Origin of the sequence: Streptomyces sp. NPDC055243 (assembly GCF_044544025.1) — a bacterium.
In the GTDB taxonomy this organism is placed as follows: Bacteria; Actinomycetota; Actinomycetes; order Streptomycetales; family Streptomycetaceae; genus Streptomyces.
Window position 1 is genome coordinate 463,045 of the sequence record NZ_JBITWR010000005.1, and the last position, 24,440, is coordinate 487,484.

Below are 24,440 nucleotides of genomic sequence, written 5' to 3' on the forward strand. Positions count from 1 at the left end.
CTCCCCGGCCCGCGGCTCACTTGGCATCTCCCGCCGTGAACGAGTCGGAGCAGGTCCTTGGCCGTCGTGCCATCGTGTCGTCGGCAGAGGCCGCGAGCAGCATCACGCCGACGGCTTCAAGTCCTGATCTGTACGCACGGAGGCCGGAGCGCCGTTCACCTCATGCACGGCGGCGGCAACTGCACTGTCCGTAAAGGGAGATAAGCATGCAGCGCGTCTGTTTTCTGCTCAAGGTCAAGGCCGACCGTGTCGTCGAGTACCGAGCACGCCACGAGAACATATGGGTGGAGATGCGCGAGGCACTGACCGCCGCCGGCTGGCGCAACTACTCGCTCTTCTTGCGTGCGGACGGCCTTCTTGTCGGCTACCTGGAGACGGACAACTTCGAAGAGGCCCGCGCCGCCATGGACGCCACCGAGGTGAACGCCCGCTGGCAGGCCCAGATGGCCGATTTCTTCGAGGAGTTGGACGGGCAGGCACCCGACGCGGCGATGCGGCCTCTGACCGAGGTCTTCCACCTGGCCTGAGCGGTACGAGGGGGCAGGGGCATCGATCGCCCTCGCTCGCGATCGAGAAGGTGGCGCAGACAGAGGAGGTGGCGCAGGCAGAGGAGGTGGCGCAGGCAGCGGGCGTCTGTGGCGGGTCGGTTGTCCCTCGGCCTCGAGCGCCCCATGCGGTGATCCTGTCCAGGGGGGCATGCGCAGGCACGAGGCAGTGGCGTCAAGACTGTTCTGTGAGGAACGCCAGCACAGCACCCAGGAACTCCGCCTGCCCTTCGACGTTCGCCATGTGCACCGTGGGCAGGACGACGAACCGCGCGCCGGGGACGGTCGCGGCGAGCTCCTTCCCGTGGTCGGCGGACGTCACGGTGTCGTGCTCGCCCGCGATGACCAGTGTCGGGTTGTGGATGAGTGTGGCCGTGCGGCGCAGGTCGTAGTCGCGCACCGCGGCCCAGCTCCCGGCCACGCCCTCGCGCTGCGTGGCGAGCAGAGTGCGGCGGAAGCCCTCGACGACCTCGTCGTCAGCTTCCAGCATGTGGGCCGGGAACCAGTTGTGCAGGAACATCTCCGCGGTGACCTGCATGTCGGGGGCTTCCAGCAGTTCGGCGATCGGCCGATCCCACTGATTCGCCGGGCCGAGGTAGGCAGCGGTGTTGGAGAGCACCAGGCGGTCGAGGCGCTCCGGAACGTGGATCCCCAGCCACTGCGCGACGATTCCGCCCAGAGACAGGCCCAGCACGTGCACCCGCTGCAGGCCCAGGGCATCCAGCAGCTCCACCACGTCGCGCCCCAGGCGGTCCAGGGAATACGCGCCCCTTGGGACATCGGAGGCGCCGTGGCCGCGCGCGTCGTAGCGCAGCAGCCGGAAGTGCTCGGTCAGAGCCGACACTTGGCCGTCCCACATGTGCAGGTCGGTCCCGATGGAGTTCGAGAGCAGCAACACCGGCTTGTCCTCGTCGCCGTCGAAGCGGTAGGCGATGCGCACGCCATCCCCGGTGGTGATGGCAGTACGGGTCTGAGAAGTCATGTCAGCTCCAGTGATCTAGCGGCTATGCACACAGCCTAGGAACGCTCCTTGCAGAGTTCTATTAAAAAGATCGAAAGAGCTCTGTAGGCTGTTTGAACAATGTCGAACTTCACGCTCCACGAGTTGCAGTGCTTCAACGCCGTTGTGCTCGACGGCGGTTTCCAGGCCGCCGCCGAGCGGCTGCACCGCTCGCACCCTTCCGTATTCGCGGCCGTCGCCAAGCTGGAGCGCCAGCTGGGTCTGGACCTGCTGGATCGCTCGGGTTATCGGGTCCAGCTCACCGAGGCGGGGCACGCCTTCCACCGCAAGGTGCGCTTCCTGCTGCACGAGGCCGAGGAACTGCAGACCTACGCCGCGCAGTTGGCGATGGGTGAGGAAGCCGAACTGCGCGTGGTGCTCGGGGACCTGTGCCCCCTTCCACCGGTGTTGGAGTTGCTCAGCCGCTTCTTCGCGCAGTGCCCACAGACACGACTGCACCTGCAGTTCGAGACGGTCACCGGCCCCTGGGAGCGGCTGTTGGAGGACGAAGCCGACCTCATCGTGCACCGCGTCCCCAAAAGCGACGTGCGGATGGAGTGGATCGATCTCGGCAGCGTCGCGCTGGTGCCCGTCGTGGCGCCCGGGTTTTTGCCCTTCGCCCCGGACGACGACATCACCCCGCAGCGGATGCAGGCCTTCACCCAATGCGTGGTCCGGGATTCGGCGCGGCACCCGTCCGAGCAAGGCCATTTCCTGGTCGAAGGCGCGCTCCGGAGCTCCGTGCCGGACCACCTCATGAAGAAGGAGCTGATCTTGCATGGCATGGCGTGGGGACACGTGCCCCGGTTCATGATCGAGACCGAGTTGCGTGACGGAAGACTGCTCTCCATCGCCGGACGGCACTTCCCCGGTGTGGTCGAGGAACTCTCGGCAGCGCGGCGACGCGACCGGCCGCACGGGCCGGTCGCCGACCAGCTGTGGGACTTCTTGGAGCGCCATGCACCGGTCCTACGCCCGGCGCTGGGCCGTGTACCCAGACCGAAGAAGGCACCGGCGCCGCCCGCTTGACCGCCTGCGCTTCCGCGCTCTGCGACCGCTCCCTGCGCTGACGCACGACCGCCGCCAGCGGTACTCCACCCGCTGTGGCGACCGCGTCCGCGCCGCCCGCGCCTACGCCCGCCGCACCGCGACGGAGTGATGTGCACTCACCGAGCGTTCCATCTGACGCGTCATGCGCCTGCTGGTTGCTCGTCGAGACCGCCTTGGCCAGGAGGCCGGCACCCAGCGCGCCGGATCCTTTTGGGGCACAGGGAGCCTCAGGCGGAGCGCAGAGCCCAGGGCCCGTCCGAGCGCACCATGACGTAGCCGGCGGCCGGCATGGTGAGGCGCCCCCGCAGAGTCCCCTCACGATCCGCGGACATGTAACGGCACTGGGCGTCGCTCACCATGAGTCCGCTGTGGTTCTCGTTGCCGTCCAGTGTGTAGGTGAAGGTGCGGCGTGGGCCCGACCAGCGCAGCAGCGTGGGGCCGGTCCCCGCGGTTTCGCCGGTGAAGGCGAGTGAGCCGATCTGCGTCTGTGGCAGCGTGTCCAGGTACCAGCGGGCGACACCGCCGGAATTCCGCCGCACCTCTACATGGGTGTACTCGGCGGGGACGATGAACGGCAAGGGCTTGGAACCGTAGGTGGAGAGCCCCACCTGAGCGTCCCGGGAATGGAGTTCGGGCGTGTCGATGGCCCCGGTTACGGAGAACCAACTGAACGGTCCGCCCGAACGGATCGTCAGGAAGGCGGGCTCCTTGGCCGGGTGGGGGACAGGCACCAGCCGTCCCCGCCATCCCCGCTCGGCTATCGCGAGCGACGACCCATAGCCTTGACGAGGCATCCCGGCATCACTCCCTCACCTGTGTGGAGGGCGCAGCCTATCCGAAGGATGGATCAGGGCCGGTTGTACCGTACGCACTTGCTGGAATGCGCGTTCACGTCGTCCAGACAGACTCTGACGTACGCGGCCCCGCCGGGCGCATTCGCAGGGATTTGGCTCTTGAACGGATACGTCCCGTTGCACTTGGTGCCGGTGCTCCAGACGCCGAGCTCCTCGCCGGAGGCACCGTAGACGCCGAACCACGCCCTGTGGCAGCCGGCGGCCCGGAGTGTTCCATCGGCAGCGACCGATCGGTCGTACCAAGTCAGGGTGCCGCGGAGGTAGCTGGCACCGAATGCGACGTCGAAAGGGGTGGTCGGATAGGCGGCGGTCTGCGCGTCGGCGGCAGGAGCGCCAAGCAAGGTGCCCGCGGCCAGCATGAGAGAACCGAGGGCGGCGGCGAGAGGAGTCTTCATGCGATCTCCAGGATGGGATGAGCCGGTTCGTTCTGCCCGCCTGGGCGCAGACCAGGTTGCAGCCTTCGTGCGTGAGGTGTGCGGGATCTGGAGGCGCAGGGCGGGAACCGAGACCTTTCCGGTGGCGTCGCCGGAGGTATCGACGAGATCAACGAGATCGGGGTGGGCGTTGGCCCGGATGCCGAAAGGTGTGTCGGGGCCAGAGCGGGGGCCTGTCCGATCTTGCCTGTCACCGGGCAGACCCCGCACGGCCTGGTCGCGGCCCTGGTCCCCTATTTTTGCTCGGACCTCCGTTCAGGCCCTCGGGGGCGCCGAGCAGTCGCGGTGCGGTGGGTCAGCGCCGCTGGAGGGGGAGACTGCAGAGCAGGTCCTTGAGACGGCCGTCGTCGAGGCAGACGCGTACGAACGTGGCTCCTCCGACGACGTCGGCCGGCACGGTGAAGCGGTAGCTCTTGGTGTTGCCGCACGCCGTGTCGGAAGAGGCGGAACCGGCCGAACCGATTTTGTTGTCGTGGGCGTCGTAGGTGTACGCCCAGGTGCGCCGGCAGTATGCCTCACCGGCCGTGCTCACCGACTTGTGCGACCCCGTCACTTCGACCGACCGGTTGTACCAGGTGACCGTTCCCTTCGTCCATGTGTTCCCGACGGGGACGGTGAAGGCGGTGGGCAGGCTGGCGGAGGTCTGGGCGCCGGCGGCGGGGGCGCCCAGCAAGGTGCCCGCGGTGAGCACGGCGGAACCGAAGGCGGCGGCGAGATGAGTCTTCATGCGATCTCCAGGTGGGGTGAGCCGGTTGCGGCTTCACATCCTGGGCGGGTCGGCCGCCTGTGGCCTACCTCTTAAGTCACGGCTTAAAGGGAGGGGGCGGGAGACGGCAGGCGCGGCGCCCTGCGCGCCTGGCACCCGTAGTTGGTGGCACCCGGGTGCAGGGTGGCGCCGCGCCCACTCATCTGACGCCACGGCCCCGCTGGTCTCACAGTTCCGTCAGGGCACCGGCCCCCAGCAGGGCCAACCCGAGGGGAGTGATGAAATGCAGGACGGAACCGCCTCGGCGGCTCGTGGTGATGAGGTTCGTGTTCCGCAGCACTCTCGCGTGCTGACTGGCCGCTGCGGCCGTGACGTTGAGGCGGCGGGCCAGTTCGCTCGTCGTGCAGCCTTCCACCGTCACGTGCAGGGCGGCGGCTCGCGTGCGGCCGAGCAAAGACTCCAGGTTCCGCACGGCGGAGCCCTCGCCTTCTGCCGGTTCGTTGCCGGTCAGCGACCGGCGCAGAGCCGGCACGGTCAGTCGGGGAGGCTGGGCGGGATCGAGCGGGTCCCACAGAAGACTCACCGGGTGCTTGGAGAAGACCGTGGGCGTGATGACCAACCCCCGTCCCTGGAGGCGCACTTCGACTCGGCGCGGGTAGTGAGCTTCGAGCACCGGTGGACGCCAGCGGACCAGCGGTGGGCAGATCGAACGCAGCAGCAGATCGATGCCTCCCTCCAGCATCAGGTTCGCGCAGCGGGTGGTCAGTGCGACCAGGTCGGACCGCCCTCGGTGCCAGTAGGGCTCCACGGTCAGCCGATGGCAGGCGCGTACGGCATCGGCGAGCTGCTGCCGCGCGTCACGGTCGCCCTCGGACACCCGTCTGGCCCATGGCAGGTGCCGGGGGTGGAAGTCGAGCTCCTCGAGCTCGCGCCGTAGCCGGGACACCGGGGCGTGCAGCAGGTTGTCCACGGCGTGGTCCACCGAGGGCGCGTCACCCATCAGGGCCAGCAGATCGAGCCCGGGACCACGCACCGGAACCAGAGAGGTCAGGGGGCGCGTGTCGGCTCCCATCCGGCCCGCGACCGCCGCCCGCCACGAGCGGAGGTGGGGAAACTCCCGGTGCTCCCTCAATAGTTCCAGGCTGTAGTAGACCTCCGCTGCGACGCCGATCGTTGCGGCCACCCGGGTCCGGGTGAGGTCTTCGGCCGTGAAGTGAATGCGTAACACCGGCCGGCCCCCTGCCGTCGAAGTTGAGCGCGTGAGCGCACCCCCAGTATGTCCCAACCCCCCTCCGCTGATCCGGAGTTAAGGCGGAGGCGGCTTCGTCGGACGGGTCTGACCACAGCGCGGATCACGGTCTGCGGGCGGGCATACGGGTACCTGGTGATGACAGGTGGAGGGGCGGACGCAGTTCCATTTGGCCGGCACCTGAGCTGCGGCCGGGCGAGCTTCACGGATTCACCAGCACACCTGCGTGATCAGGAGCACGGTTACGGGTCTGCCGCGTGGAAACGGCCGTCCACGTGGCACACCCGTAACCGTGAGAGCGGGGGAGGTCTGCTTGACGAGGCGCCGTAGAGACTGGCCCGCTCCGGACCGCCCGCTCGCCGGTACCGGTCGAGGGCACGCAGGCCCGCACGTTGCGAGGTACCTACCTTGTGGGCCTGTTCAGATACGGATCGGGCTGCTCAGACGCAGACCACGATCTTTCCTCGGGTGCGCCCACGCTCGGCGTGCGCGTGGGCGTCGGCGCTCTGCTTCAGGGGGTAGGTCTGTTCGATACGGGGTGTGTAGCGGCCCTGCCGGCCCAGTTCCGCGGCCGCGGCCAGGAGGCTGGAATCGTTCTCCGCGTTGACCACGTGCGTGCCCAGGCGCTGCCCGCCCGCGTGGTCGGCGACCGTCGCGACGCGCTTCGGGTCCCCTGTGATCGCGACGAGGTCGTCCAGCGATCCGGAGGCCGCGGTGTCGAGCGCTGTGTCGACTCCGCGCGGGGCGAGAGCGGCCAGACGCTGCGCGAGGCCGGGGCCGTAGGTGGTGGGAACGGCGCCGAGTGCGGTGAGGAACTCGTGGTTGCGTTCGCTGGCTGTCCCGATCACCGTGGCACCTTGCGCTACCGCGATCTCGACCGCCGCGCTGCCCACGCCACCGGCGGCGCCCTCGACGAGAAGGGTGCGCCCCGCGAGGGAGCCGAGCGCGTTCAGGCCGCGCATCGCGGTCACGGACGCGAGACCGGCGCCCGCGGCCTGCTCGTCGTTCCACGTGTCGGGGGAGTGGGCCCAGGCCGAGAGGATGACCAGCTCCGCGGTTGCGCCGGTGACGCCGCCCAGCCCGAAGACGCGGTCGCCGATGCTCACCCCCTGCACTCCGTCACCGATCTCGTCGACCACCCCGGCGGCGTCGCGCCCGGGAATGGCGGGTAGCTCCAGGGGAATCAGCTGCTGCAGGGCTCCGGCGCGCAGCTTCCAGTCGATGGGATTGACACTGGCCGCCGCGACGCGGACACGGATCTCACCAACTCCGGGGTGCGGGTCGGGGGCCTGCTCGATCACCAGGCTCTCTGCTCCGCCGTATTCGTGGAACCGGGCTGCGCGCATAGTGGTCGCCTTACTTTGACGGGCCGGAATGACGTGTTCATCCGGTGTTCGTCACTCTAGAACCTGACGTTGACGTGAGGTGCAAGCCGCAACTGCCGCCCCGCCGGAGGAGGGCAGGCACGGATGGGTGATGTTGTCGAGCGGGCGGGGGTGAGCGTGGGGGCCTGCGCCACTTCGAGGGATCACGCCGCCCGTGACGTACGAGGGCTCAGTCCGACCGTCACGGTCGACACCCATGTGCCCTCGGGCGGGCTCGGAGCTCCCGGCACGACGTGAGGACTGTCGTGTGGACGTGAACGGGGTGAACGTCCTCGGGTTCGCCACCGGGCGCCGGGTCATGATCAATCTCGGCGTCGGCAACGGTGCGGTCGGCCCCCAGGGCTGCCTCCGGAGCCGGTACCGCTAGCCTGAACCTGACGTTCATGTGAGGTACGAGCGGGAAGGGAGCGACCTGCGTCATGCGCATCGGACAGCTTGCCAGGCGGTCAGGGGTCAGCGTGCGGGCCCTGCGCTACTACGAGGAACAGCGGCTCCTGGAATCGGCGCGGACGTCCGGTGGGCAGCGTGACTATCCCGACGAAGCCCTGGAGCGGGTCCAGCTCATCCAGGACCTCTTCGCGGCCGGCCTCTCCAGTCGTACCGTCGTCGAACTCCTGCCGTGCGTGAGCACCGGCGTCGCGACCCCCGCCATGCTCGATCAGCTCATCGTCGAACGCGACCGCATCGCCGCACGCATCCAGGACCTGACCCGGGCCAAGACCAAACTCGGCCACGTGATCGAGAATGTGGCCGCGGCGAACGTGGCGCAGGACTGATCAAACCGTCGCGAGGGGTGGGGCCCCGGCCTCTCCGGATCTACCGGGCCCTGGTCGGCCACGGGGAGTCCCAGGCGTATCCGGAGGCCGTCGAAACAGCGTTCGTCGCTCTCGCCGCCCCGGACGCACGCCGGGGCAGCGGTGGGCAGGGCAGGCCGCGGCTGACCACGGTGACGGCACACCGCAGGACCGGTCAGCCGCAACCTCTCCGGCCGGACAACGTCCACGAGCGGATGGCAAGGTCCCGGCGCCCTGCGGATCATCCAGAGCGTCGTCGTCGGCCTGGTCGTATCCACGGACTTTGTGTCCGCACCGAAGGCGGACTTCGGTCGGCTGTTTCACCAGAGATCCGTGCCAGCCTGGTGAGGGCCTGAGGGCTCATCAGTGACGCGTCCCGCGCGCCTTTAGGGCGGTGGAACGGGCTGGGTCAGCCGAGCTTGAGCAGCAGTTCCGCGAGCCGGGTCGGCTCGGTGATCATGCAGTCGTGGCCGGTCGCCAACTCCCACACCAGGGACGGGGTTCCGTTGGGCTGTGTCGCAGGGACAGGCCGCCGGGTGAAGCCCGCAGGCCCACCGGCGGTGCAGTGTATGTGCGCCTGCGGGATCGCGCCCATGGCCGGGTTGTCGAGGCGAACACTCTGCTGGAGGCAGCGCACCGGCTGATCCGACAACATCCCGCGCAGCCAGACGAGATCCGCCGGGTCAGTGACCCCGAACAGGCCCGCGGGCGGCGGCATCTCCGGAGGCGGTGGGAGCCGCCAGCCGCTCTCGGACGCCAACGCCTGGTCGATCAACTGCTGCGTCACCGGGAGCACATCGGCCGCGCTCTCCCCGTCCGCGGGGAACATGGCGTCCAGATACACCAGACACGCGATGCGTTCCGGGAGCTGATTGGCCACGCCCGAGACGACGAGTCCCGCATAACTGTGGCCCACCAGGACGACTTCAGTGAGGTCCTCCTCGACGATCACCTTGGCGATGTCGTCGATGTGCGTGTCGAGACCGACCTCCGGACCGGCCAGGTGCACCGTGTCGCCGTAGCCGGTCAGCGTGGGCGTGACCACCCGGTGCCCGCCCGCGGCGAGCAGCGGGGCCACCCGCTCCCAGCACTCCCCGCTGTGCCAAGCACCGTGCACCAACAGATATGTCGCCATCGATCGTCCACCCTCACTGAAACGGGACACTGTCCCACTTACAATATGGGACACTGTCCCGGTTAACAAGTTCGCTGATGGAGGAGGCGCGGTGAGCGACAACAGCCGTCGGGGCGCACAGCCGGCAGTCCGGGCCAAACGGGCGGACGCACGACGCAACGAAGAGGCGCTCCTCGACGCGGCCGCCACGGTCTTCGTCAGATCAGGGGTGGAGGCGCCGATCCGCGACATCGCTGCCGAGGCCGGCGTCGGGACAGCGACGATCTACCGTCACTTTCCCACCCGCGCGGATCTGATCGTCGCCGTCTACCGGCACCAGGTCGAGGCGCTCGCGCAAGCCGGCCCCGCGCTGCTCGCGGACAGCGCGACCGCGTACGCCGCGTTGGAGCGCTGGATCGACCTCTTCGTCGACTTCGTGGTCACCAAGCAGGGACTCGCCGCCGTACTGCAGTCCGACGACCCCTGCTTCGATCCGCTGCACGACTACTTCGTCGAGCGGCTGGTGCCGGTGTGCACTCAGCTGCTCGCCGCCGCGGGCGAATCGGGCGAGATCCGCCCCGGGCAGGACGCCCAGGAGCTCATGCGGGGCATCGGAGGGCTTTGCGCGAGCGCGGGCACGCACCACCGTTACGACGCACGCCACATGGTCGCCCTGCTCGTCACGGGGTTGCGCACCATCGAATGACGCCACTTCCGGGGACCGTGCACGGCCCGGTCTCCCGTGAGTCCGGGCCGTGCACGTCCACGTTGTTGCCAAGCTCGGCGATCGAGTGTCGGAACCTCACGGCTGGTGCCGGGTGGAAGCCGCAGCAGACGTGGCGCTGAGACGTGCAGATCGTGCCGGTGCCGCGAGGTCACGGGTGGATACGACCCTGGTGAGCCGAGAGCGCTGGGCGACACGGCCACACAGGTCGGTAGGCCGACTCATGCGGTCGTCGTCCGGCCGGTACCGGCGATGCGGGCGTGCCGCTCCATGATCTGTCTCGCCGCCCGGGGCCTTCCGGCCCGTTGAATCGTGGACGAGGGGGGTGCGGCCGCCGAGCGGGGCGACTCCTGGATCGCTCCAGCACACCTTGGACCATCGGGGTCGTATCGAATCGAACTCGGCCCCGATCGAACGGTGTTTGCCCCAGGTGACGGACACCCCGGCGCAGCCAGCCAGCCAGCCAGCCAGCCAGCCAGCCAGCCAGCCAGCCCGCTCGGCGAGCACCTCTCTGCTGGACTCGAACCTACCGACCGTTACGACGAGAGCGGCGCATCCGGGTGCGCGTCGTCGGTCTCCGGGTCCTGTGGCGGGTCGCTGAGCTGCTCGCGCAGATAGTTCCAGACCACCGCGATCAGGGCGGCCGCCGGTACCGCGAGCAGGCTGCCCACGATGCCGGCCAGGCTCGCTCCCAAAGTGACCGCCAGCAGGACCACCGACGCATGCAGACCCAGCCCGCGGCTTTGGATGATCGGCTGGAACACGTTGCCCTCGAGTTGCTGCACCGCGACGATGATCGCCAGCACGATCAACGCGTCTGTCAGACCGTTGGACACCAGCGCGATGAGCACCGCTACCAAGCCGGCGAACAGGGCACCCACGATCGGCACGAACGCGGATACGAAGGTCAGCACCGCCAGCGGGAGCACGAGGGGCACACCCACGATCCACAGGCCCAGACCGATGAAGACCGCGTCGAGCAGGCCGACGAAGGCCTGGGAACGTACGAACGCGCCCAGAGTGTCCCAGCTGCGCGTCGCCACGATCGGGACGTCATGGGCGAGCCGCCCGGGGAGCTGGCGGGTGAGCCAGGGAAGGAACCGCGGACCGTCCTTGAGGAAGAAGAACATGAGGAAGAGCGCCAGGACCGCAGTGACCACACCGTTCAACACGGTGCTCACTCCCGTGAAGAGAGTGGTCACCATGCTGCCGACGCTGTCCTTGATTCGGGCGGTCGCCGAGTCGACTCCGTCCGAGATCTGGGCGTCGTCGATGTTCAGGGGCGGCCCGGCGGCCCACTCGCGCAGTTTCTCGATGCCTTCGGTCACGCCGTCGGACAGTTCGCCGGACTGGGACGCCACCGGCACCGCGATGAGCGCTACGACGCCCGCAGCGACCAGCAGGAACAGCACGGTCACCACCGAGGCGGCCAGGGCAGGAGGCCATCCGCGCCGGCGCAGGAAGTGGGCGAAGGGCCAGGTCAGTGTGGTGAGCAAGAGGCCCACTATGACCGGCCAGACGACCGACCACATCCGACCGAGTACCCACAGGGCCGCCGCGGCGGCCACAAGAACGAGGAGCAACTCGACGGAGACCCGTGCCGATCGGCGGAGCGCGGCGGCGGTTTTTGCGGAACTCAGCGTGTCTGGCAGGGGTGACGGCATGGGGGACACCCTATTGATACTCAGAGCGTGTTCCTTAACCTCGGCTCCGGGCGAACCCTCGGTCTTGGCCATCGCGCGCCCCACTCTGCCTCGTCGTGCCCTTCCGGTCTTGCGTCTGGATGCCTGCTCCTGGCGTTGTCCGTGTCCTGACTCGCGGCGCCCGGTCGAGGACGTCGTGGTCCCGTGAGGCGAAGCGGCGGGGCAGCCGGCGAATCGTCAAGCGGTCATTCTTTAGTACTGAGTTCCGCCCCGATTCACGAATGTTGCGGTCCGTGACAACTGCGTAAAGGTGTGGCTGCGGACCCGGCGAAATCGTCTGATCTGAGAATTCATCCGGTTATGGTCCCTTCACCGCATGCCGGTGGGCCCGGTGCCTCTCAGCAATTCCACAAGGAAGGAACTCCGTTGCGCACATTTCGCAGCCGTATGACGGTCGCTCTGCTCTCCGTCGCCGCCGCCCCCGTCCTGTTCGCCGCAGCGTCCCCTGCGGGCGCGCAGAACGTCGCCCGGCCCGAGGGGTCCCGGACGGCGCAGGCCGATAGGGCTCAGCGACTGGCCGAGAAGCTGGTGAAGAAGTCCACCGGTAAGAGCGCCTACCGCCATCTGGAGAAACTCCAGCAGATAGCCGACGCTCACAGCGGCAACCGCGCCGCGGGCACGCCGGGCCACAAGGCCTCCGCCGCGTACGTGCACGACAGGCTGAAGAAGGCCGGTTACAAGGTCGCGTACCAGGACTTCACGTTCTACACGTCGCGGACGCTGCGGGAGGGCGCGAGCGTCCTTTCGCCGGAGGCGCGCAAGCTGAACGCCCTGGCGTTTGACTTCAGCAAGTCCACGCCCGAGGGCGGCCTGACGGCACCGGTCGCCGCTGCCCGCGTCGACGACAGCCCGGGCTGCGAGGCCGACGACTACACCTCGGACACCTTCACCGGAAAGATTGCGCTGGTGAAGCGGGGCTCCTGCACCTACGCCGAGAAGGAGGCTGCCGCGGCCAAGGCGGGCGCCGTAGGCCTAGTGCTGTACAACCACTCCGGCGACCAGCCCGTCAAGGGGGGCCTGCAGAGTCCGCAGAACGCGCACATTCCCTCAGTCGGCATTACCAAGACGGAGGGCGAGAAGCTGGCCCGGCAGGTCACCGAAGGCAAGGTGAAGCTGTCCCTGGACGTTGCCACCGAGGCCGTCTCGCACAAGACCCGGAACGTCGTCGCGGAGACCCGCGGTGGCCGCGCCGACCGCGTGGTGGCGCTCGGCGCGCACCTGGACTCCGTACCCGAGGGGCCGGGCATCAACGACAACGGCTCCGGCTCGGCCGGCCTCATCGAGGTCGCCGAGAAGCTCGCCAAGGAGACCAAGGGCGGCACGAATCTCGCCCACAAGGTACGTTTCGGCTGGTGGTCGGCCGAGGAGCTGGGCCTGCTCGGCTCGGACCACTACGTGAACTCCCTGAGCGCCGAGCAGAAGAAGAACATCAAGCTCTACCTGAACTTCGACATGATCGCCTCGCCCAACGCGGCCGAACTTGTCTACGACGGCGACGACTCCGACAAGACGGGCGCGGGCGCTGGCCCGGCCGGTTCCGCCCAGATTGAGAAGCTGATCAACGGTTTCCTGGATAAGAAGAAGGTGCCGCACTGGGGCACCGACTTCGACGGCCGCTCCGATTACGGCCCGTTCATCGGGGCCGGCATCCCGGCCGGTGGCACCTACACCGGCGCCGAGGGGCTCAAGACCGAAGAGCAGGCGCTGAAGGCGGGCGGCAAGGCCGGTCAGCCCTACGACCCGAACTACCACGCCAAGGGCGACGACATCACCAATATCGACCGCACGGCATTCGATGTGAACATCGACGTCATCGCGAAGGCGGTGGGCACGTACGCGCAGGACCTGAGCTTGTTCCTTAACCTCTTTCGTCACGTTCGGTGAGGTTCGCGGGGCGTCTGACGGTTTTACCGACGTCGTAACGGGTGACGGGCTGTCGGTTTCTGGAGCCGGGTGGGCGCCCGGGGCCAGGGCGGCTGGGTTTCGGCCCACGGGCCGGGTGTGCGAGGTGGGGGCGGATGTACCGGAACCCGCGCCGGACGCGGGTCGGCGTGAGGGCGGTGCCGGGCTTGGTGGTCTTCTCCTGGGCTTGCGCCGGTCGGTGGCGAGTGGTGCGGCGAGCCGGAGTTGGGTGTGCGCGGCGATCACGATCCAGGTCCAGCGGTCCGCCGCTTGCGGGGCACGAAGCCGTGGCCGCGTCCAGCCGAGGGACTGCTTGAACAGGCGAAAGGTGTGCTCCAGGTCGAATCTGCGCAGGTAGCACGACCAGACGAAGTCGACGTCGTCGGCGGTTGCGCCGGTGGTCGAGGACCACAGCCAGATCGGCGGCGCGTCCCGGTCGCCGGGCAGGTGATCGACGTTGAGCCGGATCAACGTGCCCTCGACGACGGGGAGTTCGTCGTCGTGGTCGATCCACGCGGACCGCTGCTGCAGCTTGGGGTGGAGCCGGTCCCAGGCCCCTGCCTCGGCCTTGCCGTAGCGGGCTGTGTCGTTCACCGTGATCACGGACGGCTCGGGCCAGGAGGTGGGCCTGGCCAGGCTGAACTCCTTGCCATGCCGGGGCGGCCGCCCGCCCTGGGGATAGGACTGGGCGTACTCCTTGAGCGAGGGCGCGGGCCGTCGCAGGAGACGGTCCGAACGCAGCCGCCTGACCAACTCGACCGGCAGATCGCGCAGTACCCAAGCCAGCCGCATCACGTCGTAGCCCGCGTCCATCACGACCAGGATGTTCCGGTCGCCGTGCTGCCACTGACCGGCCGTGGCCAGGCGCTCAACCACGGCCCGCACTTGATCGGCGGTGACGGCTGCAGCGTCGTCGGTCGGCCCAAGCCGGACCGCGTCCAGGACCTGCGTCCACGAGGTGCGGTCCGGGGTGAGCGCGGCGACGAACGAGTACGGCCAGCCCGGCACCACATGATCCGATGAGCGGCCGTTGCGGCCGTGGACCAGGCAGAACAGCCGATCCGGCGAGCAGGCGGCGTCCGAGCGCAGCCACGGTGAGACGTCGACGGTGAGCACGATCCGCCCGTCGAACCGCGGAAGCGGCAGGGATACCAGCAGGTCACGCAGGTCGTTCGCGCCAAGCTGGCCATGGTCCAGGGCGCCGTACAGCGAGCCGTATCCGCGCTGGTGCTCAGCGAGCAGCGACAACTCCACCGGCGTCCGCGTCGGGCTGTCCGCACATAACAGCGCGTCGGTCAGCTCGAAGAACGCGTCAGCCCGCGCGGACAAGCATCCGTAGAAGGCCGTCCGGAAGCGGGACAGTTCCGCGAGCGCCTCCCGCCCGTCAAGCTGCGGCAACACACTCACCCCACGGCCTTTCTGCTGAACCCCCGTATGCAGTAGCAGAGTTCAGGATGGCGGGAAGGCCGCCCCGCACCCTGCAATCACTCCAAAGAGTGACGATTCGTCCGGGTGGAGGTTAAGGAACAAGCAGAGGGACTCGAGGGCAGGATCGGCTACACCGGCCGCCATCCGTTCTCTGTCAAGTCCTACGTGTTGAAGGACCGCGGCTCGCGGGCTCGATGGCAGAGATCTGCGACGAGAGTGGTCAGGGGTGCCTGATCGTTCATCAAGTCCGGCCCGAAATACTGGTTTGCGCGCTCGCCAAGCGGGCTGGATTTGATCGTGAACCCGGTCGAGTCGTCTCCGGCGATGTCCCATCCCCAGGACACCGTCTCCAGAACGGCCTTCCCTCCGACAGCGAGGAAAACCCGTTGGCTGTCGGTGTTCCCCGCTGGAACGATCCTCGGATGACCGACGATCGTGATGCCATCCTCCGCCTGTGGGGTCGCCAGCTCTACGAGCGTCAGGGCGAGCCACTCGCCTGGGCGGAGGCGGTCCTCAAGGCCACTGGTCGCCCGCCGAACGCCGTCACCGCGGCGATCTCCGGCCGACTCGACGCCCTCTCTGATTCCCCATCGGACCGCGCATGGCTGCTGTTCCGTACGGTCGCCAAGCTGGCCACGAACCTGCGGGGCGACGGCCGATACGACACGGACGTCGGCACCCGGATCGGCCCACTGGCCCTGTGGTTGGGCGAGCTCGAACCACCGCTCGTCGGCCCGGTCGGGGACGCACTCGGCCACCCGCCGGACGGGCCGACATCCCTCGTCACCGTCCACGCCGCCGAGTTGAGCAGGAACCGCACGATCCGGCTGCGGGCGATCGACGCCCTGCTGGAGTGGGCCGAGCTCGGCCATCCGCAGGCCCGGGCGGCTCTGTCCGAGGTCGCCTCCGACCACCGGACGCAGGATGTCACCGTCTGGACCAAGGCACTCAACCGGATCGCCCTGTTCGGCGACGCGAGCGTCGAACCGGGCCTACTGCGTGCGCTCGCCGACACCGGGCACCGCGGGGTGCGGTGGTCGGCGCTCGCCTGTGCCGAGCTCGGCTTCCGCCGGGCCGTTCCGCTGATCATCGCCCTGCTGGAACATCCCGATCCCATGGTCCGCGAGGGTGCCTGCGAGGCGCTCGGCCTCTTCGAGGAATACGCCGCCGTGCCCGCCCTGACAGCCCGGCTGTACGACGAGACCAACCGGGTACGCAGCAGGGCTGCCCTGGCGCTCGGCCAAATCGGCGGCGACCGGGCACTGGCTGTGCTCTGGCAGGCCATGATGGAACGCCGGAACCCGAAGGCCAGTCATCTCGCCTCAGCGATCGCTGCCTTCGGCCCGCCGGTGGTGGACGACCTGATCGCCCTCACCACTGATCCCGACCCGGACCTTCGAGCACTGGCCTGTCGCGCGCTCGGCTCCACCGCCGACCACCGGGCCCTGCCAGCACTGGAACGCCTCGCCGCCCACGACCTCACCAGAACCACCCTCGGCAGCCTCGTGGCAACCGCGGCCAAGCAGGGACTGCGGACCGCGCACCGCATTCGCGCGCGGACCGCATCGACCTGAGCTCGACGCTCGTCCCGTCGACGCCACCACTCGTACGCCGCACGGTCTTCGGCCGTCGCCACCCGCCACCCGCATCCGCCCGGGCCGACCACAGGAAGCTGCAGTACATCCGCAGGTCCCGTGCGTACGCGGCCTGCGCATTCCACGGTGCCGCCGCCAGCCCACCGGACGGACCCGGCACGGTGATCCCTGGCTGAAGGCGGCCCTCGGCCAAGGCGCCATGGCTGATGCCCGCACCAAGAACACCTACCTAGCGGCCCGCTACCGACGCCTGGTCGCCCGCCGCGGCAAACGCCGGGCGGTCGTCGCCCTGGAGCACTCGATCCTCATCGCCATCTGGCACATGCTCACCCACGACGTCCCCCACGCCGACCTCGGCGGCGACTACTTCCTCGAACGCACCGGCAAGACCCGCGCCACCCGCCGGCTGGTCAGCCAGCTCAACCAGCTCGGCTACCAGGTCAGCCTCCAACCCGTCGAAGCGGCCTGAGCCGCCAGTCGATGTTTGCCAACGAGGTATTTTCGTATCAGGCGGGAGGCTGGGGGGCGGCGAGGATGGCGGGTGTGACCGCGCCGGGCCCGAAGCGGGTGCGCGCCTTGTCAGCGGCCGCCTCGATCTGTCGGGCCTTGTCGTCGCTGGTGTCGAGGCTGAGCTGGTGGTGGGCGTCCTGGCGGGGGTGAGTTCGGCGCGCAGGGACAGATTTCGGACGCGGGCCCGCTGCAGGCCATGCGCTTCATACAAGCCATAGGCGCCGCGAGCGAGGGCGCGGCTGTGGCTGGTGGCCTCGGGCAAGGTCGTCCGGCGGGCGGTGGTGGAGCCGTCGGCATAGCGGACGGTCAAGGTGAGGACGCGGCAGGCCTGCTGCTCACCGCGCAGCCGGGCGCCAAGCTGTTCGGCCAGCGCGAGCAGGGCACGCCGATGCTGGTCGGGGTCGAGTTCGTCGCGGTCGAAGCGATGCTCACAGCCTGCGGTGCGGGTGGGGGCCTGCGGGATGAAGGGCCGGTGGTCGATGCCGTGGGCACGCTGGTGCAGGGTGCGGCCCATCTCCATGCCGAGCAGACGCTGCACGGTCAGCAGCGGAGCGTCGGCGAGCTCGCCGATCGTAGTCAGGCCAACCCGGTTCAGCTGGCGCGCGGTTGAGGACCCCACCCCCGGCAGGGCGGTGACCGGCCGGGGCCGCAGGAACGCGGCGATCGCATAGGGATCGGAGCCGACCACGGTGATCTGCCCCCGCGGAGTGGCGGCCGCCGCCATCGCCGCGAGCATGGCGTTGGACGCCACGCCCGCCGTGCTGTTGATGCCATACAGCGCCAGCGCCCGCAGCCTCACCAGCTGGGCCAGGCCCTCCGCATCGCGCTGGAAGTAACCCAGCGCACCGGTGAGGTCCAGCTCGACGCTGTCGGGCGCCAGCGCCCTCAGCCTCGGAGTGATCCCCTCCATCAAAGTCAGCAGCTGCTCGAACAGGGAACCCGGTCCATCGTCAGGCAGGTGGAAGCGAACCCGGGCGATGCAGGGCGCCGTACGGGGGCGTGGGGCCGGGGAGCTGGACATGGTCAGCCTGCCGAGCCGGGGGACCGGTGGCCAAGGCGCCGCAGGTCAGCGGAGCGGCTGCCGGCCGGCTGGAGGTCAGCCCATGCGTGCAGAGTCGATCCTGCTGTGCCGTCCTGCAGCACCCGGCCCTGCTTCCCCTCTGCCGCACCTACGGGGGCGGAGGGCTGGGCCGGGGTGGGCGCGAGCGTGGGCTGGCCGAGCAGGTCGAGGGCGGCCTGCGGGCCGTGATCGCGGCGCGTGGCCGCCACGGCGTCCAAGTCCCAGACCATCTTGCCGACGACGGTGCGGCGCGGGCCGCGCGCCTCCACCGTGCCGCGCACCAGCAGCAGCCCGGAATGGAAGATGGTGTGGGCGCAGGCCTCGTGGGAGTCCTCGAAGAACGCAAGGTCGACGAGCCCGGCTCCGTCTTCCAGGGTCACGAAGATGACGCGCTTACCGGAGGGGATGGGCGGGGTCTGGGTGGAGGCGCGCACACCGGCGACCAGAACCTTCTGGCCCGGGTGCAGGCGCTGAAGATGCGTCGCATCAGTGGCGCCGAGCTCGCGCAGCAGCCGGTGGTGGTGCTCCATCAGGTGCCGGGAGACGTCGATGGAGAGGACTTCGAGTTCCGCGCTCATCCGCTCACGGCTGGACAGTTCCCGCAGGCCGCTGGGCTCGGCCGTCACCAGGTCGCCGCCCAGGGCGAGCTGCCCGCTGGCGGTGGTCCGATTGCGGGCGTGGCGGTGCAGTTCGGTGGCCTGCAGCAGCAGATCCCGCCGCGTGAGCTCGACCTTCACCGCGTCCAGGGCACCGATCTGGATGAGGCGCTCGGCGATCGGCAGCGAGGGTCTGGCCCGCTGCCAGAAGTCCTGCAGGCTGCCGTAGGGCTGGGCTGCGGCGATCCGCGCAGACTCGGCCTCACTCATGCCCTTGACCGTGGACAGCGCCAGCCGCACCCCCCACCCAGACCCGGAACTGGTGGCCTCGACGCGGTGCTCGGGCAGCGAACGGGAAACATCGACCGGCAGTACGAGAACGCCGTGCCGTGTGAAGTCGCAGCGTGTTACCGACAGCGGCAGAGCCCGACCGGTCTCTGCCAACCTCACGCCCAGCGTCGTTCGGCCCACATCCGCAAAGGGGGACCGATCGACGAGGAGCACTGGCGAAAGACCCAGAATGCGATCTCCCAGAACGCAGTGATCAGCCTCCGGGGCCTGCCCAACCGGGTGGTGAACGAGATCCTCTACGGCCTTCAGGAACGCGTTGACGAGGGAGTGATGCAGAAGGACTACCTCCTGCGGTCGTTTTGCGACAAGGCCCGCTCACAGCAGGTTGCCACGCTCACCGAGCTCGATCTGGACCAGCTGAATTACCACGTCAGAAGCATCGCCACCGGCATCCTGAAGCACCTTGGACGCTTCGGCCTGACCCCGGAGACCGAGCGGCACAAGAACATCTGGTCCGGCTACGCCTTCGGCCTGGACGGGCAGTTCTACTTCGACAAGATCAGTCAACCGTGGCTGAACGAAGCCGCGAAATGCTGGGCGCTGGACGACATCCCGCAGCGACGCGGCTCCAACGCCCGCACGACCGTCCAGTCACACCTCAACGCCATCACCCTGCTCTCGGAGAGTCTGCGCCTGAACCGGCCGGATCACGGAGACGTCATCCGTGCTGTTTCCCGCGACGACGTGAGCATCTTCCTCAACCGCCTGCTGTTCCTCAAACAACGGGGCGAGTTCGGTGCTCACAAGCACGTGAGCGTGATCCGTTACGTCAGGCGGATCCTGGGCCGGATGCGGACCCTCGGCCTGACCAGGGCCGATCAGCCGTTGCACGGACTCTGCGAGACCTTTGCCCTGCGGCACGAGGACGTCCCCGACGACCCCGAGGACGACGAGGCCGGCCGCGACCTGCCGGACGAGGTGATGACCCAGCTCTGTCAGCACTTCGACCGCCTCGAATCCATGAGCAGTCCCGAGATCCGCACCGCCACTGAACTGCTCATGGACACCGGACGTCGGCCTGCGGAGATCTGCAAGCTGCCCTACGACTGCCTGGAACGAGACGAGGACGGCAAGCTCACACTGATCTATGACAATCACAAGTCCGCCCGGAATGCCCGACGTCTGCCGATCGGCGGGGAGACCGGCGCCCTGATCATCGCCCAGCAGGAACGAGTGCGAGCACGGTTTCCCGACACCCCCACGAGCTCGCTCAAGCTGCTGCCGACCGTCTTGACCAACACGACAGGCACCAAGCCGGTCAACGCCGACTGGCTGTCGGCCCGCCACCGGACCTGGGTGGAATCGTTGCCCGAATTCCTCGTCCCAACGAGGGTCACCGTCGCGGGCCACCAGATCACCAAGATGCTGCCGTTCGACAAGGCGAAGATCTTCCCCTACGCCTACCGGCACACCTACGCTCAGCGCCACGCTGACGCCGGCGTCGCCCCTGACGCCCTGCAGGCCCTCATGGACCATCGTCAGCTGTCGACTACTCAGCAGTACTACCGGGTCGGCGAGGCCCGCAAGCGAGAAGCTGTCGAGCGGGTCACCGCGATGCAGTTCGACCGCAACGGCAATCGCGTCTGGCGCAAGGCACAGGCCCTCCTCGATTCCGAGCACGCCCGCCGGGCCATCGGCGAGGTCCAGGTCCCCTAGGGGCTCTGCACCGAACCCACCAACGTCCAGGCCGGCGGGCACGACTGCCCCGTCCGCTTCCGCTGCGTCGGCTGCGATCACTTCCGCACTGACGTCTCCTACCTCCCTGACCTGGAGGCATATCTCGCCGACCTCTTGCGCGGTCGCGAGCGACTCGCCGCCTTCGCCGCTGATTCGTGGGCCAAGGCGGAGGCCATGCCTTCCGACGAGGAGATCGCCCGGGTCCGCCGCCTGGTCAAACGCGTCCGTGAAGACCTTGAGGACCTCACCGAGGAGGACTGCATCCAGATCAAGGAAGCCGTCGCCACGGTCCGCCGCACCCGCCGCGTCGTCTCACTCGGCCTGCCCCGCGTCAGCCCACCCCAGGACCTCCGCCCCGAAAGGCCCGCAGGATGACCAACCCCATGATCGACGGCAAGCGCGCCGACTCGGCCCGCCGCCGCGAACGCGTCCTGAAAGCCATCGACGCCGCCGCCAAGAACGGCGGGGACATCACCGTCTCCGGCCTCGCCAGAACCGCTCGGGTTGACCGCACCTTCCTCTATCGCCACCCCGACCTACTCGAACGCGTCCACGCCGCCGCCAACACCCCTGTTGAGGAGGGCCGAACAGCAGCGGTCAGTCGGACTTCGCTGCAAACCGACCTCACAAACGCACTCGAACGCAACAAGCGTCTCGCGGCACGGGTCCGCCAGCTGGAGAGCCGCCTTTCTTCCCAGCTCGGCGATGCCATCTGGGCCGAATCCGGTCTTGGCGCACCCATCGACATCGACCACCTCCAGCGTCGCATCGCCCTCCTCGAGCAGGAGGTCGCCGCCAAGCAAGGCGAACTCGACGAGCGGACCGAGGAGCTGGAAGCTGCTCGAGCGGCCAATCGGGAGTTGACCCGGACCCTGAACCACCGGCCTTGATCACGACTGGCCACGGTCCGATCTGATCGCTCAGGTCACCCCACGCCGGTTCTCGGCGGCCAAAGGCCGCCGAGAACCGCTCACGGGACAGTCTCTAGGGGTGGCGGGCCAGCAAGTGGGCATCGAGGAAGCCCCGCTCGGAGGCCGGGTCGTGGACCAGCCGAGCGAACGGGACGAGCCCGGCACCCGCCAGCAACTCGGCAAACCGGTCCACCGGCCAGCTATAGGCGGGCGTCACCTTGTGGTCAAAGCGGACCGGCCCCGACCCGTCAGTCGCGAAGAACGAGACCAGGAGCAGGCCCCCTGGTGCCAGGACACGCACCTGCTCGGCGATCACCGCAGGCAGTTCCCCAGGCGGGGTATGAATCATCGAGTAGTGGGCCAGCAGGCCACCGAGCGAGCCGTCCTCGACGGGCAGCGCCTCCATCTTCGCCTCGTCGAACCGCAGCGCCGGATGGGCCCGGCGGGCGTGGTCGACCATGACCGGGGAGAGGTCGAGCCCGAAAGCGTCCAGTCCAAGGTCGTGCAACATGGCCGTCAGATGTCCCGGCCCGCACCCGACGTCGGCTGCCCGCAAGTTCCCGTTCTCACGCACCAGTTCGGCGAAGGAGCCGATCATGTTCCGTGAGAACGGCTGCGTCTCCAACCGATTGGCAAACAACGATGCATACAGCTCGACGACCCCGTCATAGGCCGCCCTGGTCTCGTCCTGGTATCCCACGGGAGAGAAGCTAACACCGGCACACAACTGGCTGCCTGTCACACGGTCACGAACCGGCCCTAGCACCACAGGTGTTGTGATGCATAAACTCACCTACTAGGTCGCTGAGCAGCATCAACGTGAGACAGAACCCACGGCAACAGCATCGACCCCCAGAGAAGCCACGTCCTCCTTGTCAGCCTGCACCATCGGATACGCACCGCCGGGGGTGGGCTGCACCGGCAGCCGGTCCAGCAATGAGGCGTTGGAGAGGATCACGCCGCACGGGTGCATCGCATAGCCGCGTACCAGGCCGTCCAGCCCCTCGGACGGCATCGTGCTGGACTGCCCGGCGGCCACGGTGGTGGACATGGTGGAGTGGACCCTCAACGAGTCCGGCCTCGGCGCCGCGAAGCTGCACCGCAACGGCAAGGACAGCGACCCGCTGATCGCGCTCACCGCGGCCGCCGCGGTGAAGCTCGGGCTCCCGGAGCGCCTCGAAGGCCACGAACAACGCCGCTCGCTGCGCCTGCCCGAGGACCACCCCGTGGTCAAGCAGGTAGCGAAGGCGAAGTGGAAGCTCACACAGCGCGGGTTCGGCCCGTGGGCGCGCATCTACCGCAAGGCCCAGGGCCGCGAGCGCCAGTGTGTGCAGCTGGCGATCCTGTCCTGGGACGCCCTCGATGAACGGTCCTGGCCGGGCGTCACGGAGATGGAGCCGGCCGACGTCGCCCGCGTCCTTGCGGTCTACGCCACGCGCGTCATCACCCCGCGCGGATCGACAGCCGTCTCCGGACTGGAGCTGATGACGACCCTGCGCCCGCCCACGAAGGCCGTACAGGACCCGCAGACCGGGAACTGGGTCTCCGGCTACAACTCCGGCTCGCTGGGCACCGAGCCGATGGACCCGGCGCCCCCGGAGGCCACCGCCGAACACCCCGTCGTCGTGAACTCCGGCTGGAGCGGCGGGTTCCTCAACGAAGAGGCGTACCAGTGGGTGCGCTCGGTGGACACGCTGTCCGATGAGGAATGCACGCTGCCCTTCGCGGTCGGCCTGGACCTCAACACCGCCTTCCTCGCCGCCGCGGCCCGCCTGGTCGTCGGCCTCTCCGCCCCGGACCACTTCCACGCCCCGACGTTCAACCCGAAGATCCCCGGGAGCTGGCTGGTCGACCTCTCCCACATCGAGCTGGACCCGCGCCTGCCCTCGCCGTTCACCCCGGACGGCACCCGTCCGACGGGCCCGGCCTGGTACCAGACCCACACCCTGGCCTACGCCCAGGAGCTCGGCCACGACGTCCACCCGATCGAGGCGTACCTGCGCCGCGAGACCGGCGCCTACCTTGCCCCGTGGCACGACCGGCTCAAGACGGCGTATGTCGACACCCTCGCCGACCTCGGCGTCACCCGGGACCTGGACGACCGGCAGTTCCTCGCGGCGATGGAGCAGCACAAGCAGATCGACCCGGCGATGGCCGCCGTCCTCTCCGCCATCAAGGCCACGGTGAAGGGTGGCGTCGGCAAGCTCCGCGAGCGCCCGCAGGGCAAGTCCTACAAGGAAGGCGAGACGTGGCCGGCCCTTCAGCGGCCGACCTGGCGCCCCGACATCCGCGCCGCCGTCATCTCCAAGGCCCGGGTCAACATGCACCGCAAGCTCAACAACATGGTGAAGATGACCGGGCTGTACCCGCTCGCTGTGCTCTCCGACTGCGTCGTCTACCCGTCGCCGGGTGAGAGCCCGCTGGACTTCCTGCCGTACGCCGCCAGCGGCAAGCCGCAGCCCGGCGGGTTCCGCCTCGGACCCACGCCGGGCCTGGCGAAGCTGGAGGGCGTCCAGTCGATGCTGTGGGCGGTCGACCTGATGGAAAAGGGCCTTAACCCGGCCCGGCACATCAAGGGCGGCGACGCCGTCCTGGACGCAGGCGAGTAGGCCGTGACCACCGACACCGGCGGATCCGCCCCAAGCGGCACACCGTCGCTGGAGGCCGGGGCCGAGCTGAAGCGGACCCTGGACCGCCTGGAGGCGCGTATGGAGGCACTGCAGCTCTCCCTGCGGGCCCACCGCACCTCGCCGCGGTTCGAGCTGTGGCGCCATGACCTGCGAGAGACGAGCGAAACCTGGCTCCGGCTCGTTGACCCTGACGGCCAGGACCCCACACCCGAAGGGAGTTGA

22 protein-coding genes and 4 pseudogenes are annotated in these 24,440 nt (G+C 68.8%); 13 read left to right on the forward strand and 13 right to left on the reverse strand.

The window, feature by feature from the left end; genetic code table 11:
- The first annotated feature begins 206 nt into the window (after positions 1-206).
- The gene (locus tag ACIGXX_RS18070) at positions 207-527 is read left to right on the forward strand and encodes an L-rhamnose mutarotase (protein WP_399976692.1); all 321 of its coding nucleotides are present in this window, start codon (positions 207-209) and stop codon (positions 525-527) included.
- 193 nt (positions 528-720) lie between these two features.
- Here the strand turns inward: ACIGXX_RS18070 and pcaD are convergent, their stop codons facing one another.
- Positions 721-1,527: a 3-oxoadipate enol-lactonase gene (pcaD, locus tag ACIGXX_RS18075; protein ID WP_399976695.1), complete on the reverse strand. Its 807-nt coding sequence runs from the start codon at positions 1,525-1,527 to the stop codon at positions 721-723.
- A 99-nt stretch (positions 1,528-1,626) separates the two neighbouring features.
- On the opposite strand from pcaD, the gene ACIGXX_RS18080 reads away from it, so the two are divergent.
- Positions 1,627-2,574, forward strand: a complete 948-nt coding sequence (locus ACIGXX_RS18080; protein WP_351172982.1) for a LysR family transcriptional regulator — start codon at positions 1,627-1,629, stop codon at positions 2,572-2,574.
- 248 nt (positions 2,575-2,822) lie between these two features.
- Here the strand turns inward: ACIGXX_RS18080 and ACIGXX_RS18085 are convergent, their stop codons facing one another.
- From ACIGXX_RS18085 to ACIGXX_RS18105, 5 genes are all read right to left on the reverse strand, one after another.
- Entirely contained in the window at positions 2,823-3,326 is a 504-nt protein-coding gene (locus tag ACIGXX_RS18085) for a hypothetical protein (protein ID WP_399976698.1), read from the reverse strand.
- A gap of 116 nt (positions 3,327-3,442) precedes the next feature.
- Positions 3,443-3,844, reverse strand: a complete 402-nt coding sequence (locus tag ACIGXX_RS18090; protein ID WP_399976701.1) for a hypothetical protein — start codon at positions 3,842-3,844, stop codon at positions 3,443-3,445.
- Positions 3,845-4,178: 334 nt separating this feature from the next.
- Positions 4,179-4,610, reverse strand: coding sequence for a hypothetical protein (locus ACIGXX_RS18095; RefSeq protein WP_351172973.1), 432 nt, complete (start codon positions 4,608-4,610; stop codon positions 4,179-4,181).
- Between the two features lie 205 nt (positions 4,611-4,815).
- The gene (locus tag ACIGXX_RS18100) at positions 4,816-5,817 is read right to left on the reverse strand and encodes an ArsR/SmtB family transcription factor (protein ID WP_399976704.1); all 1,002 of its coding nucleotides are present in this window, start codon (positions 5,815-5,817) and stop codon (positions 4,816-4,818) included.
- Positions 5,818-6,278: 461 nt separating this feature from the next.
- Complete coding sequence (locus ACIGXX_RS18105) at positions 6,279-7,184, reverse strand: NADP-dependent oxidoreductase (protein WP_351172967.1); 906 nt, start codon at positions 7,182-7,184, stop codon at positions 6,279-6,281.
- A gap of 123 nt (positions 7,185-7,307) precedes the next feature.
- Between ACIGXX_RS18105 and ACIGXX_RS18110 the strand changes: the two genes are divergently transcribed.
- Entirely contained in the window at positions 7,308-7,460 is a 153-nt protein-coding gene (locus tag ACIGXX_RS18110; RefSeq protein ID WP_399976707.1) for a hypothetical protein, read from the forward strand.
- 182 nt (positions 7,461-7,642) lie between these two features.
- On the forward strand, positions 7,643-7,999 hold the full coding sequence (locus ACIGXX_RS18115) for a MerR family transcriptional regulator (RefSeq protein WP_351172961.1): 357 nt from the start codon (positions 7,643-7,645) through the stop codon (positions 7,997-7,999).
- A gap of 427 nt (positions 8,000-8,426) precedes the next feature.
- Here the strand turns inward: ACIGXX_RS18115 and ACIGXX_RS18120 are convergent, their stop codons facing one another.
- Positions 8,427-9,152 carry an alpha/beta fold hydrolase gene (locus ACIGXX_RS18120; RefSeq protein ID WP_399976710.1) on the reverse strand — a complete coding sequence of 242 codons (726 nt, stop codon included), beginning with the start codon at positions 9,150-9,152 and terminating at the stop codon, positions 8,427-8,429.
- A 91-nt stretch (positions 9,153-9,243) separates the two neighbouring features.
- On the opposite strand from ACIGXX_RS18120, the gene ACIGXX_RS18125 reads away from it, so the two are divergent.
- Complete coding sequence (locus ACIGXX_RS18125; protein ID WP_351172955.1) at positions 9,244-9,837, forward strand: TetR/AcrR family transcriptional regulator; 594 nt, start codon at positions 9,244-9,246, stop codon at positions 9,835-9,837.
- Positions 9,838-10,391: 554 nt separating this feature from the next.
- On the opposite strand, the gene ACIGXX_RS18130 is transcribed toward ACIGXX_RS18125, so the two are convergent.
- The gene (locus tag ACIGXX_RS18130; protein WP_399976918.1) at positions 10,392-11,519 is read right to left on the reverse strand and encodes an AI-2E family transporter; all 1,128 of its coding nucleotides are present in this window, start codon (positions 11,517-11,519) and stop codon (positions 10,392-10,394) included.
- 426 nt (positions 11,520-11,945) lie between these two features.
- Here ACIGXX_RS18130 and ACIGXX_RS18135 point away from each other — a divergent pair, with 426 nt between their 5' ends.
- Positions 11,946-13,442, forward strand: a complete 1,497-nt coding sequence (locus ACIGXX_RS18135) for a M28 family peptidase (RefSeq protein WP_399976713.1) — start codon at positions 11,946-11,948, stop codon at positions 13,440-13,442.
- Here ACIGXX_RS18135 and ACIGXX_RS18140 read toward each other — a convergent pair.
- Positions 13,417-14,867, reverse strand: a pseudogene (locus ACIGXX_RS18140) (NF041680 family putative transposase). The gene ACIGXX_RS18135 and the pseudogene ACIGXX_RS18140 sit on opposite strands and share 26 nt — an antisense overlap.
- 443 nt (positions 14,868-15,310) lie before the next feature.
- Here ACIGXX_RS18140 and ACIGXX_RS18145 point away from each other — a divergent pair.
- Both ACIGXX_RS18145 and ACIGXX_RS18150 read left to right on the forward strand, forming a co-directional pair.
- The gene (locus tag ACIGXX_RS18145; RefSeq protein ID WP_399976716.1) at positions 15,311-16,462 is read left to right on the forward strand and encodes a HEAT repeat domain-containing protein; all 1,152 of its coding nucleotides are present in this window, start codon (positions 15,311-15,313) and stop codon (positions 16,460-16,462) included.
- Positions 16,463-16,682: 220 nt separating this feature from the next.
- Positions 16,683-16,952 carry a hypothetical protein gene (locus ACIGXX_RS18150; RefSeq protein ID WP_399976719.1) on the forward strand — a complete coding sequence of 90 codons (270 nt, stop codon included), beginning with the start codon at positions 16,683-16,685 and terminating at the stop codon, positions 16,950-16,952.
- A 37-nt stretch (positions 16,953-16,989) separates the two neighbouring features.
- Here the strand turns inward: ACIGXX_RS18150 and ACIGXX_RS18155 are convergent.
- Together ACIGXX_RS18155 and ACIGXX_RS18160 are read right to left on the reverse strand one after the other, a co-directional pair.
- Positions 16,990-18,014: pseudogene (locus ACIGXX_RS18155) on the reverse strand (DNA polymerase thumb domain-containing protein).
- A 2-nt stretch (positions 18,015-18,016) separates the two neighbouring features.
- Positions 18,017-19,048: pseudogene (locus ACIGXX_RS18160) on the reverse strand (DNA polymerase III subunit alpha); the annotation flags it as partial.
- 873 nt (positions 19,049-19,921) lie between these two features.
- On the opposite strand from ACIGXX_RS18160, the gene ACIGXX_RS18165 reads away from it, so the two are divergent.
- The 3 genes from ACIGXX_RS18165 (at position 19,922) to ACIGXX_RS18175 (ending at position 21,567) form a co-directional block, all read left to right on the forward strand.
- Positions 19,922-20,656, forward strand: a complete 735-nt coding sequence (locus ACIGXX_RS18165; protein WP_399976921.1) for a tyrosine-type recombinase/integrase — start codon at positions 19,922-19,924, stop codon at positions 20,654-20,656.
- A 195-nt stretch (positions 20,657-20,851) separates the two neighbouring features.
- Positions 20,852-21,052 (forward strand): hypothetical protein, encoded by a 201-nt coding sequence (locus ACIGXX_RS18170; protein ID WP_399976722.1) that lies wholly within the window; start codon positions 20,852-20,854, stop codon positions 21,050-21,052.
- A gap of 8 nt (positions 21,053-21,060) precedes the next feature.
- The gene (locus ACIGXX_RS18175; protein WP_399976725.1) at positions 21,061-21,567 is read left to right on the forward strand and encodes a DUF6262 family protein; all 507 of its coding nucleotides are present in this window, start codon (positions 21,061-21,063) and stop codon (positions 21,565-21,567) included.
- Between the two features lie 94 nt (positions 21,568-21,661).
- On the opposite strand, the gene ACIGXX_RS18180 is transcribed toward ACIGXX_RS18175, so the two are convergent.
- Together ACIGXX_RS18180 and ACIGXX_RS18185 are read right to left on the reverse strand one after the other, a co-directional pair.
- The gene (locus ACIGXX_RS18180) at positions 21,662-22,288 is read right to left on the reverse strand and encodes a class I SAM-dependent DNA methyltransferase (protein WP_399976728.1); all 627 of its coding nucleotides are present in this window, start codon (positions 22,286-22,288) and stop codon (positions 21,662-21,664) included.
- 147 nt (positions 22,289-22,435) lie between these two features.
- Positions 22,436-22,597, reverse strand: a pseudogene (locus tag ACIGXX_RS18185) (hypothetical protein); the annotation flags it as partial.
- A 40-nt stretch (positions 22,598-22,637) separates the two neighbouring features.
- On the opposite strand from ACIGXX_RS18185, the gene tap reads away from it, so the two are divergent.
- Positions 22,638-24,197, forward strand: a complete 1,560-nt coding sequence (gene tap / locus ACIGXX_RS18190; protein WP_399976731.1) for a telomere-associated protein Tap — start codon at positions 22,638-22,640, stop codon at positions 24,195-24,197.
- A gap of 3 nt (positions 24,198-24,200) precedes the next feature.
- The gene (locus ACIGXX_RS18195; protein WP_399976734.1) at positions 24,201-24,440 is read left to right on the forward strand and encodes a hypothetical protein; all 240 of its coding nucleotides are present in this window, start codon (positions 24,201-24,203) and stop codon (positions 24,438-24,440) included.